11 protein-coding genes are annotated in these 15,249 nt (G+C 63.6%); 5 read left to right on the plus strand and 6 right to left on the minus strand.

Annotated features, from left to right (window positions below; translation table 11 throughout):
• Positions 1–4: 4 nt before the first annotated feature.
• The 4 genes from serA to G4D79_RS22705 all read right to left on the minus strand — a co-directional run bounded on the left by serA (position 5) and on the right by G4D79_RS22705 (position 5,343).
• Positions 5–1,597: a phosphoglycerate dehydrogenase gene (gene serA, locus G4D79_RS22690; protein WP_003944758.1), complete on the minus strand. Its 1,593-nt coding sequence runs from the start codon at positions 1,595–1,597 to the stop codon at positions 5–7.
• A 250-nt stretch (positions 1,598–1,847) separates the two neighbouring features.
• On the minus strand, positions 1,848–2,849 hold the full coding sequence (ilvC, locus tag G4D79_RS22695) for a ketol-acid reductoisomerase (protein ID WP_030535412.1): 1,002 nt from the start codon (positions 2,847–2,849) through the stop codon (positions 1,848–1,850).
• A gap of 53 nt (positions 2,850–2,902) precedes the next feature.
• Positions 2,903–3,406 (minus strand): acetolactate synthase small subunit, encoded by a 504-nt coding sequence (gene ilvN / locus G4D79_RS22700; protein ID WP_003944718.1) that lies wholly within the window; start codon positions 3,404–3,406, stop codon positions 2,903–2,905.
• The gene (locus G4D79_RS22705; RefSeq protein WP_037131672.1) at positions 3,403–5,343 is read right to left on the minus strand and encodes an acetolactate synthase large subunit; all 1,941 of its coding nucleotides are present in this window, start codon (positions 5,341–5,343) and stop codon (positions 3,403–3,405) included. Before G4D79_RS22705 ends, ilvN begins: the two co-directional genes overlap by 4 nt.
• Before the next feature lie 266 nt (positions 5,344–5,609).
• On the opposite strand from G4D79_RS22705, the gene G4D79_RS22710 reads away from it, so the two are divergent.
• The 3 genes from G4D79_RS22710 (at position 5,610) to G4D79_RS22720 (ending at position 10,336) form a co-directional block, all read left to right on the plus strand.
• Positions 5,610–6,119, plus strand: a complete 510-nt coding sequence (locus G4D79_RS22710; protein WP_081558792.1) for a PH domain-containing protein — start codon at positions 5,610–5,612, stop codon at positions 6,117–6,119.
• A gap of 72 nt (positions 6,120–6,191) precedes the next feature.
• Positions 6,192–8,033 (plus strand): dihydroxy-acid dehydratase, encoded by a 1,842-nt coding sequence (gene ilvD, locus G4D79_RS22715; RefSeq protein ID WP_007729361.1) that lies wholly within the window; start codon positions 6,192–6,194, stop codon positions 8,031–8,033.
• Positions 8,034–8,800: 767 nt separating this feature from the next.
• Positions 8,801–10,336 (plus strand): amino acid permease, encoded by a 1,536-nt coding sequence (locus G4D79_RS22720; RefSeq protein ID WP_003944693.1) that lies wholly within the window; start codon positions 8,801–8,803, stop codon positions 10,334–10,336.
• Positions 10,337–10,404: 68 nt separating this feature from the next.
• Here the strand turns inward: G4D79_RS22720 and G4D79_RS22725 are convergent, their stop codons facing one another.
• Entirely contained in the window at positions 10,405–11,232 is an 828-nt protein-coding gene (locus tag G4D79_RS22725) for a DoxX family protein (protein WP_003944742.1), read from the minus strand.
• A 90-nt stretch (positions 11,233–11,322) separates the two neighbouring features.
• On the opposite strand from G4D79_RS22725, the gene G4D79_RS22730 reads away from it, so the two are divergent.
• The gene (locus G4D79_RS22730) at positions 11,323–12,453 is read left to right on the plus strand and encodes a sorbosone dehydrogenase family protein (protein WP_003944688.1); all 1,131 of its coding nucleotides are present in this window, start codon (positions 11,323–11,325) and stop codon (positions 12,451–12,453) included.
• Positions 12,454–12,580: 127 nt separating this feature from the next.
• On the plus strand, positions 12,581–13,627 hold the full coding sequence (locus tag G4D79_RS22735) for an NAD(P)-dependent alcohol dehydrogenase (RefSeq protein WP_042447438.1): 1,047 nt from the start codon (positions 12,581–12,583) through the stop codon (positions 13,625–13,627).
• An 88-nt stretch (positions 13,628–13,715) separates the two neighbouring features.
• On the opposite strand, the gene gatB is transcribed toward G4D79_RS22735, so the two are convergent.
• Entirely contained in the window at positions 13,716–15,227 is a 1,512-nt protein-coding gene (gene gatB, locus G4D79_RS22740) for an Asp-tRNA(Asn)/Glu-tRNA(Gln) amidotransferase subunit GatB (protein WP_007729370.1), read from the minus strand.
• Between the last annotated feature and the right edge of the window lie 22 nt (positions 15,228–15,249).

A 15,249-nucleotide genomic window follows, 5' to 3' on the forward strand; every position in this document is an offset into this window, starting at 1 on the left:
ACAATCAGGAAAGGTCGACCTGGGCGACGCGAGCGTCGAGCTGCGAGACGATTGCCTCGACCTCGGCGTCACCGACGACGCGATCGACGCGCAAGATGACAGTTGCGCCTTCGCCTTCGGCATCCTGGCTCAGTGCTGCTGCGAGGATGTCGACGCCCGCGTTTCCGAGGACGGTGCCGAGGACACCGAGAACGCCCGGGCGATCGCTGTAGTGAACGACGATGTTGTGGCCCTCGGCGCGCAGGTCGAAGCTGCGTCCGTTGATGTTGACGATCTTCTCGACCTGCTGCAGACCGGTGAGTGCGCCCGTGACCGACGTGACCGTGCCGTCGGCGGCAACTGCACGCACCTCGACCGCGCTGCGGTGAGCAAGAGCCTCCGAGTGCTTCTCGACCGACACGGTCACGCCGCGCTGCTCGGCCAGTGCCGGAGCGTTGACGAACGTGACAGCCTCATCGCTGCTGGCGGAGAACACGCCGCGCAGTGCAGCCAGGCCGAGGATGTCGACGGTTTCGGCAGACAGCTCGCCGGTGGCGACAACCTGCACGGTCTGCACAGCTTCGGGCGACAACGTCGCAGCGAGGAGACCGAGCTTGCGGACGAGCTCGAGCCACGGAGCAACTTCTTCGCCCACGGGGCCGCCGGAGACGTTGACAGCCTCGGGAACGAATTCGCCTGCCAGAGCGAGGAGAACACTCTTGGCCACGTCGATACCTGCGCGGTCCTGAGCCTCGGACGTCGATGCTCCGAGGTGCGGGGTGACAACGACGTTGTCGAGCTCGAAAAGCTTGGAATCGGTGCACGGCTCGGTGCTGAACACGTCGAGACCGGCGCCTCGGACCTTGCCGGAGACGAGTGCGTCGTAGAGCGCATCTTCGTCGATCAGACCACCGCGAGCGGCGTTGACGATGATGACGCCGTCCTTGGCCTTGGCGAGGCGCTCGGCGTTGATCAGGCCGGCCGTTTCCTTGGTCTTGGGCAGGTGCACGGAGATGAAGTCGGCACGCTCGACGAGCTCGTCGATGGTGACCAGTTCGATGCCGAGCTGCGCTGCGCGCGCTGCGGGCAGGTAGGGGTCGTACGCGATGATCGTGGTCTCGAACGCAGCGAGACGCTGCGCGAAGAGCTGGCCGATGCGGCCGAGTCCGACGACTCCGACGGTCTTGCCGAGGATCTCGACACCGTTGAACTTGCTTCGCTTCCAGGTGTTCTCACGCAGAGTCTTGTCTGCTGCGGGAATCTGGCGAGCGGTCGACATGAGGAGCGCGACAGCGTGCTCGGCAGCGGAGTGAATGTTGGAGGTCGGTGCGTTGACGACCATCACGCCGCGCTCGGTGGCTGCGGGGATCTCGACGTTGTCCAGGCCGACACCGGCGCGGCCGATGATCTTCAGCTTGGTGCCGGCAGCCAGAACCTCGGCGTCGACGGTAGTGGCGGAACGGACGAGAATCGCGTCGGCCTCGGGTACCGCGGCGAGCAGCGCCGGGCGGTCGGGTCCGTCGACCCAACGCACCTCCACACCGTCACCGAGCGCCTCGACTGTGGACGGCGCGAGCTTGTCGGCGATCAGAACAACGGGACGGCCAGGCTGGCTCACGTGCAAACTCCCTGATTAGGTGGGTGTGAAGGTGGTTTAACCACCGATAGTTTAGTGCGCGCTCACTTGGAATCCACAACGCGGTAGGCAATACCACATAGTGGACACTTTCGCGGGCAAATTCTCGACGGAATATGAATCCGGACTCAGACGACCCGGAAAACGACTCCGGCCCAATGCCGCGCTGGTTCAACGTAATTGAACCGGCGCGGCATCAGGCCAGTGGAGACGTGGAGCGTGAAACTGCGAATTACGCGGTTTCGGTGATCGGACGATCGACCCAGCTCATCAGGTCGCGCAGCTTCTTGCCGGTGACCTCGATGGGGTGCTCGGCGTTGGCCTTGCGCAGGCCCTCGAGCTCGGTGTTGCCGTTCTCGACGTTGGCAACCAGACGACGGGTGAACTCGCCGGACTGGATGTCGGCCAGGATCGCCTTCATGCGCTCCTTGGTGTCGGCGTCGATGACGCGCGGGCCGGAGAGGTATCCACCGAACTCAGCGGTGTCGGACACCGAGTAGTTCATGCGGGCGATGCCACCCTCGTACATGAGGTCGACGATGAGCTTGAGCTCGTGCAGAACCTCGAAGTACGCCATCTCGGGTGCGTAGCCGGCCTCGACCATGACCTCGAAACCGGTCTTGACCAGTTCCTCGGTGCCGCCGCAGAGCACGGCCTGCTCGCCGAAGAGGTCCGTCTCGGTCTCTTCCTTGAACGTGGTCTTGATGACGCCTGCGCGGGTTCCGCCGATGCCCTTGGCGTAGGACAGAGCAAGAGCCTGGCCTTCACCCTTGGGATCCTGGTCGATGGCGATGAGCGCGGGAACGCCCTTGCCGTCGACGAACTGACGACGCACCAGGTGGCCGGGGCCCTTGGGGGCGACCATGCCGACGGTGACGAACTCCGGAGCCTTGATCAGGTCGAAGTGAATGTTCAGGCCGTGACCGAAGAACAGCGCGTCGCCGTCCTTGAGGTTCGGCTCGATGTCATTGGTGAAAATGCTCGCCTGAGCGGTGTCAGGTGCGAGCACCATGATGACGTCGGCCCACTCGGAAACCTCTGCCGGCGTACCGACCGTCAGCCCCTGCTCTTCAGCCTTCTCACGCGACTTCGAGCCTTCCTTGAGGCCGATGCGCACATCGACGCCCGAGTCACGCAGGCTCAGCGAATGGGCGTGGCCCTGGCTTCCGTAGCCGATCACAGCAACCTTGCGGCCCTGAATGATCGACAGATCGGCATCGTCGTCGTAGAACATCTCGACTGCCACAGTTCTCAACCTCTCCTTGGATTTTTACGTGTCTAAAAGTACTAGCGGGTGGCCGTGATCGACTTCGGCCCTCGACCGACTGCCACGACCCCGGACTGAACGATCTCCCGGATACCGTACGGATCAAGCATCCGCAGCAGTGCATCCAGCTTGGACCGAGTACCGGTCGCCTCGATGGTGACGGACTCCGGAGAGACGTCGATCACCTTGGCGCGGAACAGGTTCACCGTTTCGATGACCTGCGTGCGCACGCTTGCATCAGCGCGCACCTTGATGAGCACGAGCTCGCGAGCGACGGATGCTTCACCGTCCTGCTCGACGATCTTGATGACGTTGATCAGCTTGTTGAGCTGCTTCGTCACCTGCTCGAGAGGGAACTCGTCGACCGTGACGACGATGGTCATACGTGAGATCTCGGGGATCTCGGTTCCGCCCACCGCAAGGGATTCGATGTTGAATCCGCGGCGGGAGAAAAGTGCGGAGACGCGAGCCAGCACGCCTGGCTTGTCCTCGACGAGAACACTGAGGGTGTGACTGGTGCTCACTTCTGATCCTCCCCTGTGCCCGCGGCGGGTCCGGCTTGCTCGCGTGACATGGCTTCGTGGATGACGGCGGGCTCGGCAACTGCCTCGTCGTCGTCGAACAGCGGCCGGATGCCCCGGGCCGCCATGATTTCGTCGTTGCTCGTTCCGGCAGCGACCATCGGCCACACCTGTGCGTCGGCAGTGACGATGAAGTCGATCACGACAGGCTTGTCGTTGATGGACTGCGCCTCACGGATCGCAGCCTCGACATCTTCTTCACGCTCGACACGAATTCCGTGGCAGCCCAATGCTTCTGCGAGCTTCACAAAGTCCGGGATGCGGATGGCGCCGTGCGTTCCGAGGTTGGTGTTGGAGTAGCGCTCTTCGTAGAAGAGTGTCTGCCACTGACGCACCATGCCGAGGTTGCCGTTGTTGATGAGGGCAACCTTGATCGGGATACCTTCGAGGGCACAGGTTGCGAGTTCCTGATTGGTCATCTGGAAGCAGCCGTCGCCGTCGATCGCCCACACCTCGGTGTCGGGCATGCCCATCTTGGCACCCATGGCTGCGGGAACCGCGTACCCCATGGTGCCGAGTCCGCCCGAGTTGAGCCACGTGCGCGGCTTCTCGTAACCGACGAACTGCGCGGCCCACATCTGATGCTGACCGACGCCGGCGCAGTAGATGGCATCCGGTCCGGCGAGCTTGCCGACGGTCTGGATCACGTACTCCGGGCTCAGCTGACCGTCGGTGGGACGGTCGTAGCTCAGCGGGTACGTACGACGGATGTCGTTCAGGTACGCCCACCACTCCGAGAGATCGAACGTGGTGCCCGTGGCCATGTCGGCGCGAATCGCCTCGATGAGTTCGGTGATGACCTCTTTGCAGTCGCCCACGATCGGAACGTCCGCGTAGCGGTTCTTGCCGATCTCGGCCGGATCGATGTCGGCGTGGATGACCTTGGCATCGGGCGCGAAGGAATCCAGCTGACCCGTGACGCGGTCGTCGAAACGCGCACCGAGGGTGATCAGGAGATCGCTGCGCTGCAGAGCGGCGACCGCAGCAACGGTGCCGTGCATTCCCGGCATACCGCAGTTGAGGTCGTGGCTGTCCGGGAACGCGCCGCGGGCCATCAGCGTGGTGACGACGGGGATACCGGTCAGCTCGGCCAATTCGAGCAGCTCCGGCGAGGAGTCGGACTTGATGACGCCGCCACCGACGTACAGAACCGGCGACTTGGCGTCGGCGATCAGACGTGCAGCTTCACGAACCTGCTTGCCGTGCGGCTTGGTCACCGGGCGGTAGCCCGGCAGACGCATCTCCGGCGGCCACGAGAACGTGGTCTGCGACTGCAGGATGTCCTTGGGGATATCGACCAGGACGGCGCCGGGGCGACCGCTGGCCGCGAGGTAGAAGGCCTCGGCCATGATGCGCGGGATGTCGATCGCGTCGGTGATCAGGAAGTTGTGCTTGGTGACCGGCATGGTGATGCCTGAGATGTCGGCTTCCTGGAAGCCGTCGGTACCGATCAGCGAGCGCGCCACCTGTCCGGTGATCGCCACGATCGGAACGGAGTCCATCTGCGCGTCGGCCAGTGGCGTGACCAGGTTGGTCGCACCGGGACCCGAGGTAGCCATGCAGACGCCGACCTTGCCGGTCGCCTGGGCGTAACCGGTGGCAGCGTGGCCTGCACCCTGCTCGTGGCGCACGAGCACGTGGCGAACCTTGACCGAATCGAAGAGTGGGTCGTAAACCGGGAGCACGGCACCGCCGGGAATGCCGAATACCGTGTCGACCTCGAGCTCTTCGAGGGCTCGAACCACAGACTGCGCGCCGGTTACCCGCTCAGGCGGGAGCTGGCGACGGTTGGCCGTCTGGGTTGCGGCAGCCGCGGTTGTCGGGCTCGGTGTCCCTGACTTGCGCGGCGTGGGTTGAGGCCGTGCTGTTGGTGCGCTCACTGGGAAATCCTCTGATTCTGGCTCCGGGCAACAAAAAACCCCCGTCAGCATCTGCTGAGCGAGGGTGGCGCGTCGTTATCTGGTGAGTTGAAAAATCGACTCAGGCGACGACGCGCCGGCCGATTACGAGCAACTCATTCTGTTTCACGCACTCGACAGTAGAGGCGCTAGTCGCGAACGGCAAACTTGGTGAGTCGACCGTCCCAGAATCTGAGATACATCGGCTGCAATGCGAAGATGTAGAGGTGTCAACTTCGCAGCAGCCCGTGCCACCGGCTCAATCATCCCACACGCCGAAACCACTTCGGCACGTCATCCGCATTTCGCAGCTCGCTTACATGGCGTGCGCGTTCCTTCTGTTCGCGGTCAGCTTCCCGATTTTCGGGTGGCCCGTCGCCTTCAGCTGGTTGCTGATCCTTCCGATCATCGCCGTCTATCTCGTCGCGCGACTGCGCACCACCGTCAGCCCTGACGGCCTCGAGGTCCGCTCGACGTTCTCCAAGCGCACCCTCGCCTGGGACGACGTCAAGGGTTTCCGCTTCCCGAAGCGGAGTTGGGCGCGCGCGGAACTCACCGACGGAACCGAGGTGACCCTGCCTGCGGTCAGCTTCGTCAGGCTTCCCGAGATCGCGATCGCCAGCGGCGGCCGCATCACCGATCCCTATGCATCTGCCGCAGAAGCCTTCGCCGCCAAGGAAGAAGCAGCTGCAGAAGCAGAAGCAGAATCCGAGCTCGCCGAGAACACACAGGACCAGCCCGAAGAGAAGCGCCCGTAGCACGCGAGTAGCGTTGAAAGGCCCTCGCTTCTATTTGAGTGGACCAGCAACGATCACATAAGGAACACGCCCATGCCCCCGTTGAGGTCACGCACCACCACCATCGGACGTAATGCTGCCGGAGCCCGATCCCTGTGGCGCGCCACAGGAATGACGGATTCCGACTTCGGAAAGCCGATCGTCGCCGTAGCGAACTCGTACACCCAGTTCGTACCCGGCCACGTGCATCTCAAGAACGTGGGCGAGATCGTTGCCGAGGCCATCAGTGCGGCCGGCGGCGTCGCTCGTGAGTTCCACACCATCGCAGTCGACGACGGCATCGCAATGGGCCACGGCGGAATGCTCTACTCGCTCCCGAGCCGCGAGATCATCGCCGACTCGGTCGAGTACATGGCAAACGCCCACACAGCCGACGCACTGGTGTGTATCTCCAACTGCGACAAGATCACTCCCGGCATGCTCAACGCTGCAATGCGCCTCAACATCCCGACCGTCTTCGTCTCCGGTGGTCCGATGGAGGCCGGTAAAGCAGTGGTCGTCGGCGGCGTGGCCCAAGCCCCCACCGACCTCATCACCGCGATCTCCGCCTCTGCCAACGATGCCGTGTCGGACGAAGGCCTCGACGAGGTCGAGCGCAGCGCGTGCCCGACATGCGGGTCCTGCTCCGGAATGTTCACCGCCAATTCCATGAACTGCCTGACGGAGGCCCTCGGCCTCGCATTGCCGGGCAACGGCTCCACGCTGGCAACTCACAAGGCTCGTCACGCACTCTTCTCTCGTGCGGGCACCACCGTGGTCGAGGCTGCCCTCAAGTACTACCGCGACGGCGACGAGTCGGTGCTGCCACGCAACATCGCGACCCCGGCAGCGTTCCGCAACGCGATGGCTCTCGACGTCGCCATGGGCGGTTCCACCAACACCGTCCTGCACACGCTGGCTGCGGCGCAGGAAGGCGAGGTCGACTTCGACCTCGACACCATCGACGCGATCAGCCGAAAGGTTCCGTGCCTGTCCAAGGTCTCTCCCAACTCGGACTACCACATGGAAGACGTCCACCGCGCCGGCGGAATCCCCGCCCTGCTCGGTGAGCTTCGCCGCGGCGGACTCCTCGAAACCGACGTGTCCACCGTGCACACCAAGAGCTTCGACCAGTGGCTCGACGACTGGGACATCCGCTCCGGCAAGGCAACCGACGAGGCAATCGAACTCTTCCACGCGGCTCCCGGCGGCGTGCGCACCATCGAACCGTTCTCCACGGACAACCGTTGGTCTGCCCTCGACACCGATGCGGCCGGCGGCTGTATCCGCGACGTCGAGAACGCCTACACCGTCGAAGGCGGCTTGGTTGTCCTGCGCGGCAACATCGCACTCGACGGCGCAATCCTCAAGACGGCCGGCATCGACGAGGAACTGTTCTCCTTCCAGGGCCCGGCGCTCGTCGTCGAATCCCAAGAAGAAGCCGTCTCGGTCATCTTGCAGAAGAAGATCAAGGCCGGCGACGTTCTCGTCGTGCGCTACGAAGGCCCCAAGGGCGGCCCCGGCATGCAGGAAATGCTGCACCCCACTGCCTTCCTCAAGGGCGCAGGCCTCGGTAAGGAATGCGCACTGATCACCGACGGTCGTTTCTCGGGCGGAACTTCCGGGCTGTCCATCGGTCACATCTCCCCCGAGGCTGCTGCAGGCGGAATCATCGGTCTCGTCCAGAACGGCGATCAGGTTCGCATCGACGTCGCCTCGCGCACGCTCGAGATCCTGGTCGACGACGACGTCCTCGCCGAGCGACGCGCGAAGATGGAGGCCTCGGAGCGCCCGTGGCAGCCGGTCGATCGTCAGCGCACCGTGACGACAGCACTGCGCGCCTACGCCGCTCTGGCAACGTCCGCCGACAAGGGCGCGGTTCGCTACGTTCCGTAAGTTCTGCCACGAATCGAAAAAGATCCCCGGCCGCCTTTCGGCCGGGGATCTTTTCTGTAAGCGTGCGTGCGGCTCGAGACGCGCGTAGCCGATGTGACAGTCACACAAGGTTTTCGGGCAGTCGGACGTGCGGCAACCAACTCAGCTCCACGAGAATGCTCGCCAACGGGCCACGGCAGAGGGTCGACAGAGTCGGGTTCATGTCACCTCGGAGAAGAACGCGGGACCGACTGCGTCCGAACACGCCATACTTCCTCCGGTGCTGTATGAGCTTGAACCACAACCCAATCCGACCATCCCGTCGCCGACACACTCTGCCACGACGCGTGATCGACGCTCGATCGGATCCAGGTACGCGGTGGTCCTCTCGCCTGTCGCCCCGTACGGGTGAAATGGGACGTGCCGGCACAGCGACAGTGCAACTCATCGACAGCAAGACCGACCGACAGGTACCGAATAGTCGGGCGACACGCGGAGCACCAACGGAACGATATGAGCTATCAGACATTTCAGACCGAATCGCGCGTCCGGCTCGTGAGCGAATTCACTTGGACGTAGGGTTTCAGACACCAGCTGATCAATTCAGATACATGAGGGGGGATGACTTTCAGTCAGGTGATCATTTCGGTCAGTTCGAGCGAGCCGACTTGCACACGGCGCTCACCAGTGGTTCCCTCATCAGGTCGCTGAGACGCACATCACAACGACGACAGTCAGCCACCGCCCGTCACCCACAAGGTCGACGGGAAACAACCAAGGAGCAATACATGCCCGGAGTCGGCATATGGCGCACCAAATCCGTCGAGCAATCGATCGCGGACACCGACGAGCCTGAGACAAAGCTCAAGAAGGAACTGACCGCGAAGGACCTCACGGTATTCGGAGTCGCCGTCGTCATCGGCGCAGGCATCTTCACGCTGACTGCTCGAACCGCAGGCAATGTCGCAGGACCCTCCATTTCACTGGCATTCGTTCTCGCTGCCATCGCCTGTGGCCTCGCCGCGCTGTGTTACGCGGAGTTCGCCTCCACCGTCCCCGTCGCAGGCAGCGCATACACGTTCTCCTACGCCACGTTCGGGGAGTTCGCCGCCTGGATCATCGGCTGGGACCTCATTCTCGAGTTCGCTCTCGCCTCCGCCGTCGTCGGCAAGGGCTGGTCGCTGTACCTCGGCAACGTCATCGGGGCCAGCGGAAGCACCACCGCCCACATCGGTTCGATCAGCTTCGACTGGGGCGCTCTGCTCATCATCGGCGCGATCACGCTGATCCTCGCGATCGGCACCAAGGTTTCCTCGCGAGTCTCCGCGATCATCACCGCGATCAAGATCGCAGTAGTCCTGCTCGTCATCGTCGTGGGCGCGTTCTACATCAAGAAGGAGAACTACTCCCCCTTCATCCCGCCGTCCGAAGGAACCGAGAGTTCTGCAAGCGGAATCCATCAGACCTTGTTCTCCTGGCTGACCGGCGCAGGCGGAAGTAGCTACGGCGCTTACGGATTGCTCGCAGCCGCCAGCCTCGTGTTCTTTGCCTTCATCGGTTTCGACGTCGTCGCCACCACCGCCGAGGAAACCAAGAACCCGCAGAAGTCGTTGCCGCGAGGAATCTTCGGCTCGCTCGCCATCGTCACGGTTCTCTACGTTGCCGTCACACTCGTACTGACCGGCATGGTCAAGTACACCGAACTCAAGGACGGCAGTCCGTTGGTCGGCGATTCCAGCGCCACCCTCGCAACCGCATTCGAGGCCAACGGCATTGGTTGGGCACAAACCGCCATCAACTTCGGTGGCCTGGCCGGCCTCACGACAGTTGTCATGGTCATGATGCTCGGCCAGACCCGCGTCCTCTTCGCCATGTCCCGTGACGGCCTCATGCCGCGCAGCCTGGCCAAGACCAACGCCAAGGGCATCCCGATGCGCATCACGTTGATCGTCGGTGGCATCGTTGCCGTCCTGGCAGCGTTCTTCCCCATGGGCACGCTCGAAGAGATGGTCAACATCGGAACGCTGTTCGCCTTCGTCCTGGTTTGTGTCGGTGTCATCGTCCTTCGCCGCACCCGCCCCGACCTGCCGCGCGGATTCCGCGTCCCGCTGGTGCCGTTCGTTCCGATCGTCGCCGTGCTCGCCTGCGGTTGGCTGATGCTCAACCTCTCGGTCGAGACCTGGATCCGGTTCCTCGTCTGGATGGCCATCGGTGTGCTCGTGTACTTCGCCTACGGTCACCGCAAGTCGGTCCTCGGTCGCAAGCTCAAGGACGGAACGGCCATCCCGTCCGCGAACGCCGACCCGGTACTCGTCAAGGACTGATCCTTCACAAACGAACCGCCGCTCTCCGATTCGGAGAGCGGCGGTTCGTTTGTTCGACGGCGCGAGTTTCAGATGAGCGGATTGGCACCGTTCAGGAAGATCCAGGTGCAGACGCCGGCAGCGATACCGAGGATCAAAACCACGAGCGATCCGATAAACGGACGAGTTGCCCAGCCACGACGACCGTCGAGCGCAATACGACCTGGTCCCGTCAAAATGATGACGCCCGCACAGATTCCGAGCAGCATCTCGTACTCGGTCCCGGCCGGGGCGAAGTACTCCAGGCCGGGTGCGCTCGCCTGACGCAGCGCCCACGCATTGATCATCACCGCCAGAACCGACGCTGCCGCAACGGGAGTCAGCAACCCGAGGATCAGGAGGGCGCCACCTGCGACTTCACCGACGGCGCCGAGTATCGCCATCCACTTCGCCTGCTGGAACCCGGCGTCCGCCAGCATCGACTCGAACCCGTTCAGCCCCGGCCCGTTCCAGATACCGGTCAACTTCTGCAGACCGTGCACCAACGCAGTTCCACCGACGGCCAATCGCAGTGCAAGCAACCCGAGGTCGAGAGTGCCTCGGCCCCGCGGAGACTCAGTTGTACCTGCCACGGCTTCGGCGGTGGGGACGGCGGCGATCGGAGCGTCGTACGCCGTCTCACGCTCGAGAGCCACGGTCGGCTGATCCGCGCCAGGTGCTCGGTATGTCGGTATCTGTTCGGTCAGGGAGTTGGCGTTCGTGGAACCGAAATCGAGATCGTCGTCGGTCCGCGGCAACGGATTCTTGGCGCTCACCGTCGGAAATTGTTCGGTGGGCGAATCATACGGACTGGACACATTGCCCGTCGGCTTGTCCGCATCCGACAACTCGCTGGGATCTTTTCGCTCGTCAGTCACGTAGGTGAGCCTATGACCGATTCACGAACTCGACGGGGAACCTTGGTCCGGCGTGGCGGCATCTGCCGTGCATTACGTAACGTCTTGGGCATGACTACGGGTAGGCATGCAGCGCTGGGCGCACTGGCGCTGGTGCTCGGGACATCGTTGCTCGCAGGTTGCGCCGACTTCGACGAATCGACTGCCTCGCCGTTCACACCCGAACCGACCAACCAGGCCAGCGCGGAAGTGCAGCCGGAGAACCCGCCGCCGTCGACCACGCCGCCGGCGCCGCGGACCGGCCCCCTCGGACCGTGTCAGGATGCCGACACCGCCGTGATCGCAACCTGTCTCGACACCACGGGTGGGCTCGTCACACTCCCGGACGGGAACTCCGGACTGGTTGCCGAACGGCGGACCGGCCGGATCATGCAGGTAGCTCCCAACACGACACCGGTCGAGGTAGCCAAGATCGACGTCGACGGCAGCGGTGACGGCGGCCTGCTCGACATCGCACTCTCCCCCACGTTTGTCGAAGACAACCTGATCTATGCCTACGTCACCACCGGAACGGACAACCGGGTGGTCCGCATCGCTCCGGGTGACACCGCCAAGGAAGTACTCGGTGGAATCCCGCGCGGCGCGAGCGGCAACGGCGGGTCACTGGAGTTCGCGGCCCCGGACCAGCTCATGGTTCTGACAGGCGATACCGGAAACCCCGCGGTTGCTCAGGATCCCGCCTCGTTGGCGGGGAAACTCTTGCGGGTCCGATCGCTGACACCCAACGCTGCGCCGCCTCGCCCGGAAGTTGTTCTGTCCGGAATCGGAAACGGCGGCGGCGTGTGCGTCGATCCGGGAATCGCGACGTGGGTCACGGACCGAACCACTCTCGAGGATCGCCTCCAACGCGTCGGCGCCGACGGCACGGTGACATCCCCCGCGTGGACGTGGCCCGACCGACCCGGAGTCGGCGGGTGCATCGCGGCGCAGGGAGTGGTAGCTGTCGCGCTGGGGGCCGGCAAAGCGATCTCGGCGCTGGCCGCAGATCCAGGAACAGGAGCAGTTACGACCGCGCCGTCGGCAGTGGCGAAAGACACGTACGGCCAGCTGGGCGGTTTGGCACTCGGATCCGACGGTTTGATGTGGGCGAGCACGATAAACAAAACCGCGGGCGAGCCGGGTCCGAACGACGACAAGGTGGTCAAGATCCCGATGCCGAGTGGCAGCGGCGGGATCGACTGAGCCGCCATGTCTGTTCGGTCACGGATCCCGTGACCGAACATGCACAGATGCGTACTCTTTTGTTAGCGGGGCTAAACACCACGCATTCGCCAGGACCGGTTGGCCCAACCACGACAAAGGAGTCGGTATGAAGGCAATCCAGTACACGAGAATCGGCGCAGAACCCGAACTCACGGAGATTCCCAAACCCGAGCCCGGTCCAGGTGAAGTGCTCCTGGAAGTCACCGCTGCCGGCGTCTGCCACTCGGACGACTTCATCATGAGCCTGCCCGAGGAGCAGTACACCTACGGCCTTCCTCTCACGCTCGGCCACGAGGGCGCCGGCCGGGTCGCCGCCGTCGGCGAGGGCGTCGAAGGGCTCGACATCGGAACCAATGTCGTCGTCTACGGACCCTGGGGCTGTGGCAGCTGTTGGCACTGCTCGCAAGGACTCGAAAACTACTGTTCTCGAGCAAAAGAACTCGGCATCAATCCTCCTGGTCTCGGTGCACCCGGCGCGTTGGCCGAATTCATGATCGTCGATTCACCTCGCCACCTCGTCCCGATCGGCGACCTCGATCCGGTCAAGACGGTGCCGCTGACCGACGCCGGTCTGACTCCGTATCACGCGATCAAGCGTTCACTGCCGAAACTTCGCGGTGGCTCGTACGCCGTCGTCATCGGTACCGGCGGTCTCGGCCATGTCGCCATCCAACTCCTCCGCCACCTCTCGGCAGCAACCGTCATCGCACTCGACGTGAGCGCGGACAAGCTCGAACTGGCAACCAAGGTAGGAGCTCACGAAGTGGTTCTGTCCGACAAGGACGCGGCCGAGAACGTCCGCAGGATCACCGGAAGTCAGGGCGCCGCACTGGTTCTCGACTTCGTCGGCTATCAGCCCACCATCGACACCGCGATGGCTGTCGCCGGCGTCGGATCGGACGTCACGATCGTCGGGATCGGCGACGGGCAGGCCCATGCCAAAGTCGGGTTCTTCCAAAGTCCTTACGAGGCTTCTGTGACAGTTCCGTACTGGGGTGCCCGCAACGAGCTGATCGAATTGATCGACCTGGCGCACGCCGGCATCTTCGACATCGCGGTGGAGACCTTCAGTCTCGACAACGGCGCCGAAGCGTATCGACGACTGGCCGCCGGAACGCTCAGCGGCCGCGCGGTTGTGGTCCCTGGTCTGTAGACCGACAGCGGCAAAACGACAGCGAAAAACACTGATGCCCGGCCGAATTCGATTCGGCCGGGCATCAGTGTCAGAAATTCAGTGTGCGCTAGCTGCACGCCTCGATGACAAGTTCCTTCACACGAGCCGCGTCTGCCTGTCCACGAGTGGCCTTCATGACGTCGCCGACGATCTTTCCGGCGGCCTGCACCTTGCCACTGCGAATCTTGTCCGCAATGTCGGGGTTGGCCGCGAGTGCCTCGTCGACGGCCGCCTTGAGCTTGGTTTCGTCACGTTCGACGACCAACTCCGGGTGGGCCGCGACAACCTGCTCCGGGTCACCCTCGCCGTCGAGGACGTGATCGACGACCTGGCGAGCCACTTTGTTGTTGAGCTTGCCGCTGTCGATGAGAGCTACGACCTGCGCAACCTGCGCCGGGGTGATCGGCAGAGCACCGAGTTCGACGCCACGGGTGTTCGCCTGCTGTGACAGGTAGGACAGCCACCAGGAGCGCGCTGCCTCGGGCGAAGCACCGGCCTCGGTGGTCGCGATCACCAGATCGATGGCACCGGCATTGACGAGGTCGCGCATGACCTCGTCGGAGATTCCCCAGTCCTTCTGGATCCGCGCACGGCGAATCCAGGGAAGCTCCGGCAAGGTACCGCGCAGTTCTTCGACCCACTCGGCGCTCGGAGCGACGGGCTCGAGATCCGGTTCCGGGAAGTAGCGGTAGTCCTCGGCCGTCTCCTTCCGGCGTCCCGCTGCGGTGGTGCCGTCGCCTTCCTGGAAATGGCGGGTCTCCTGGATGACCTCACCGCCGGCGTCGAGAACTGCTGCCTGACGGCGCATTTCGTAGCGAACTGCGACCTCGACGCTCTTGAGGGAGTTGACGTTCTTGGTCTCGGTGCGGGTCCCGAGTTCGGTGGAACCGATCGGCATGAGGGAGATGTTCGCGTCGCAGCGCATCGATCCCTGGTCCATGCGGACGTCGGAGACGTCGAGGGACTTCAGCAGATCTCGAAGCGCCGTGACGTACGCGCGAGCAACCTCGGGTGCGCGCTCACCGGCACCGTGGATGGTCTTGGTGACGATCTCCACCAAGGGAACGCCCGCACGGTTGTAGTCGAGCAGCGAATGGCTGGCACCGTGGATACGACCGGTAGCGCCACCCACGTGGAGGGACTTACCGGTGTCCTCTTCCATGTGGGCGCGCTCGATCTCGACGCGCCACGTCGTGCCGTCGTCGAGGATCACGTCGAGGTAACCCTCGGTTGCGATCGGCTCGTCGTACTGGGAGATCTGGTAGTTCTTCGGCTGATCCGGGTAGAAGTAGTTCTTGCGTGCGAATCGGCCCCACGGCGTGATGGAGCAGTTGAGCGCAAGGCCGATCCGGATCGCGGACTCGACAGCGGCTGCGTTCACCACCGGCAACGAACCGGGCATGCCCAGACAGACCGGGCACACCTGGGTATTGGGTTCGGCACCGAACTCGGTGGGGCACGGGCAGAACATCTTGGTCGCGGTGCCGAGTTCTACGTGCACCTCCATACCCATCACAGGCTCGTACTTGGTCAGTACTTCGTCGTAATCGAGGATGTCGGGCGCATCGACAGCAGTCATGGTGATCAGTTTATGCGTCTGC

This window comes from Rhodococcus sp. WY5, from assembly GCF_018588185.1.
GTDB classification, from domain to species: domain Bacteria; phylum Actinomycetota; class Actinomycetes; order Mycobacteriales; family Mycobacteriaceae; genus Rhodococcus_F; species Rhodococcus_F qingshengii.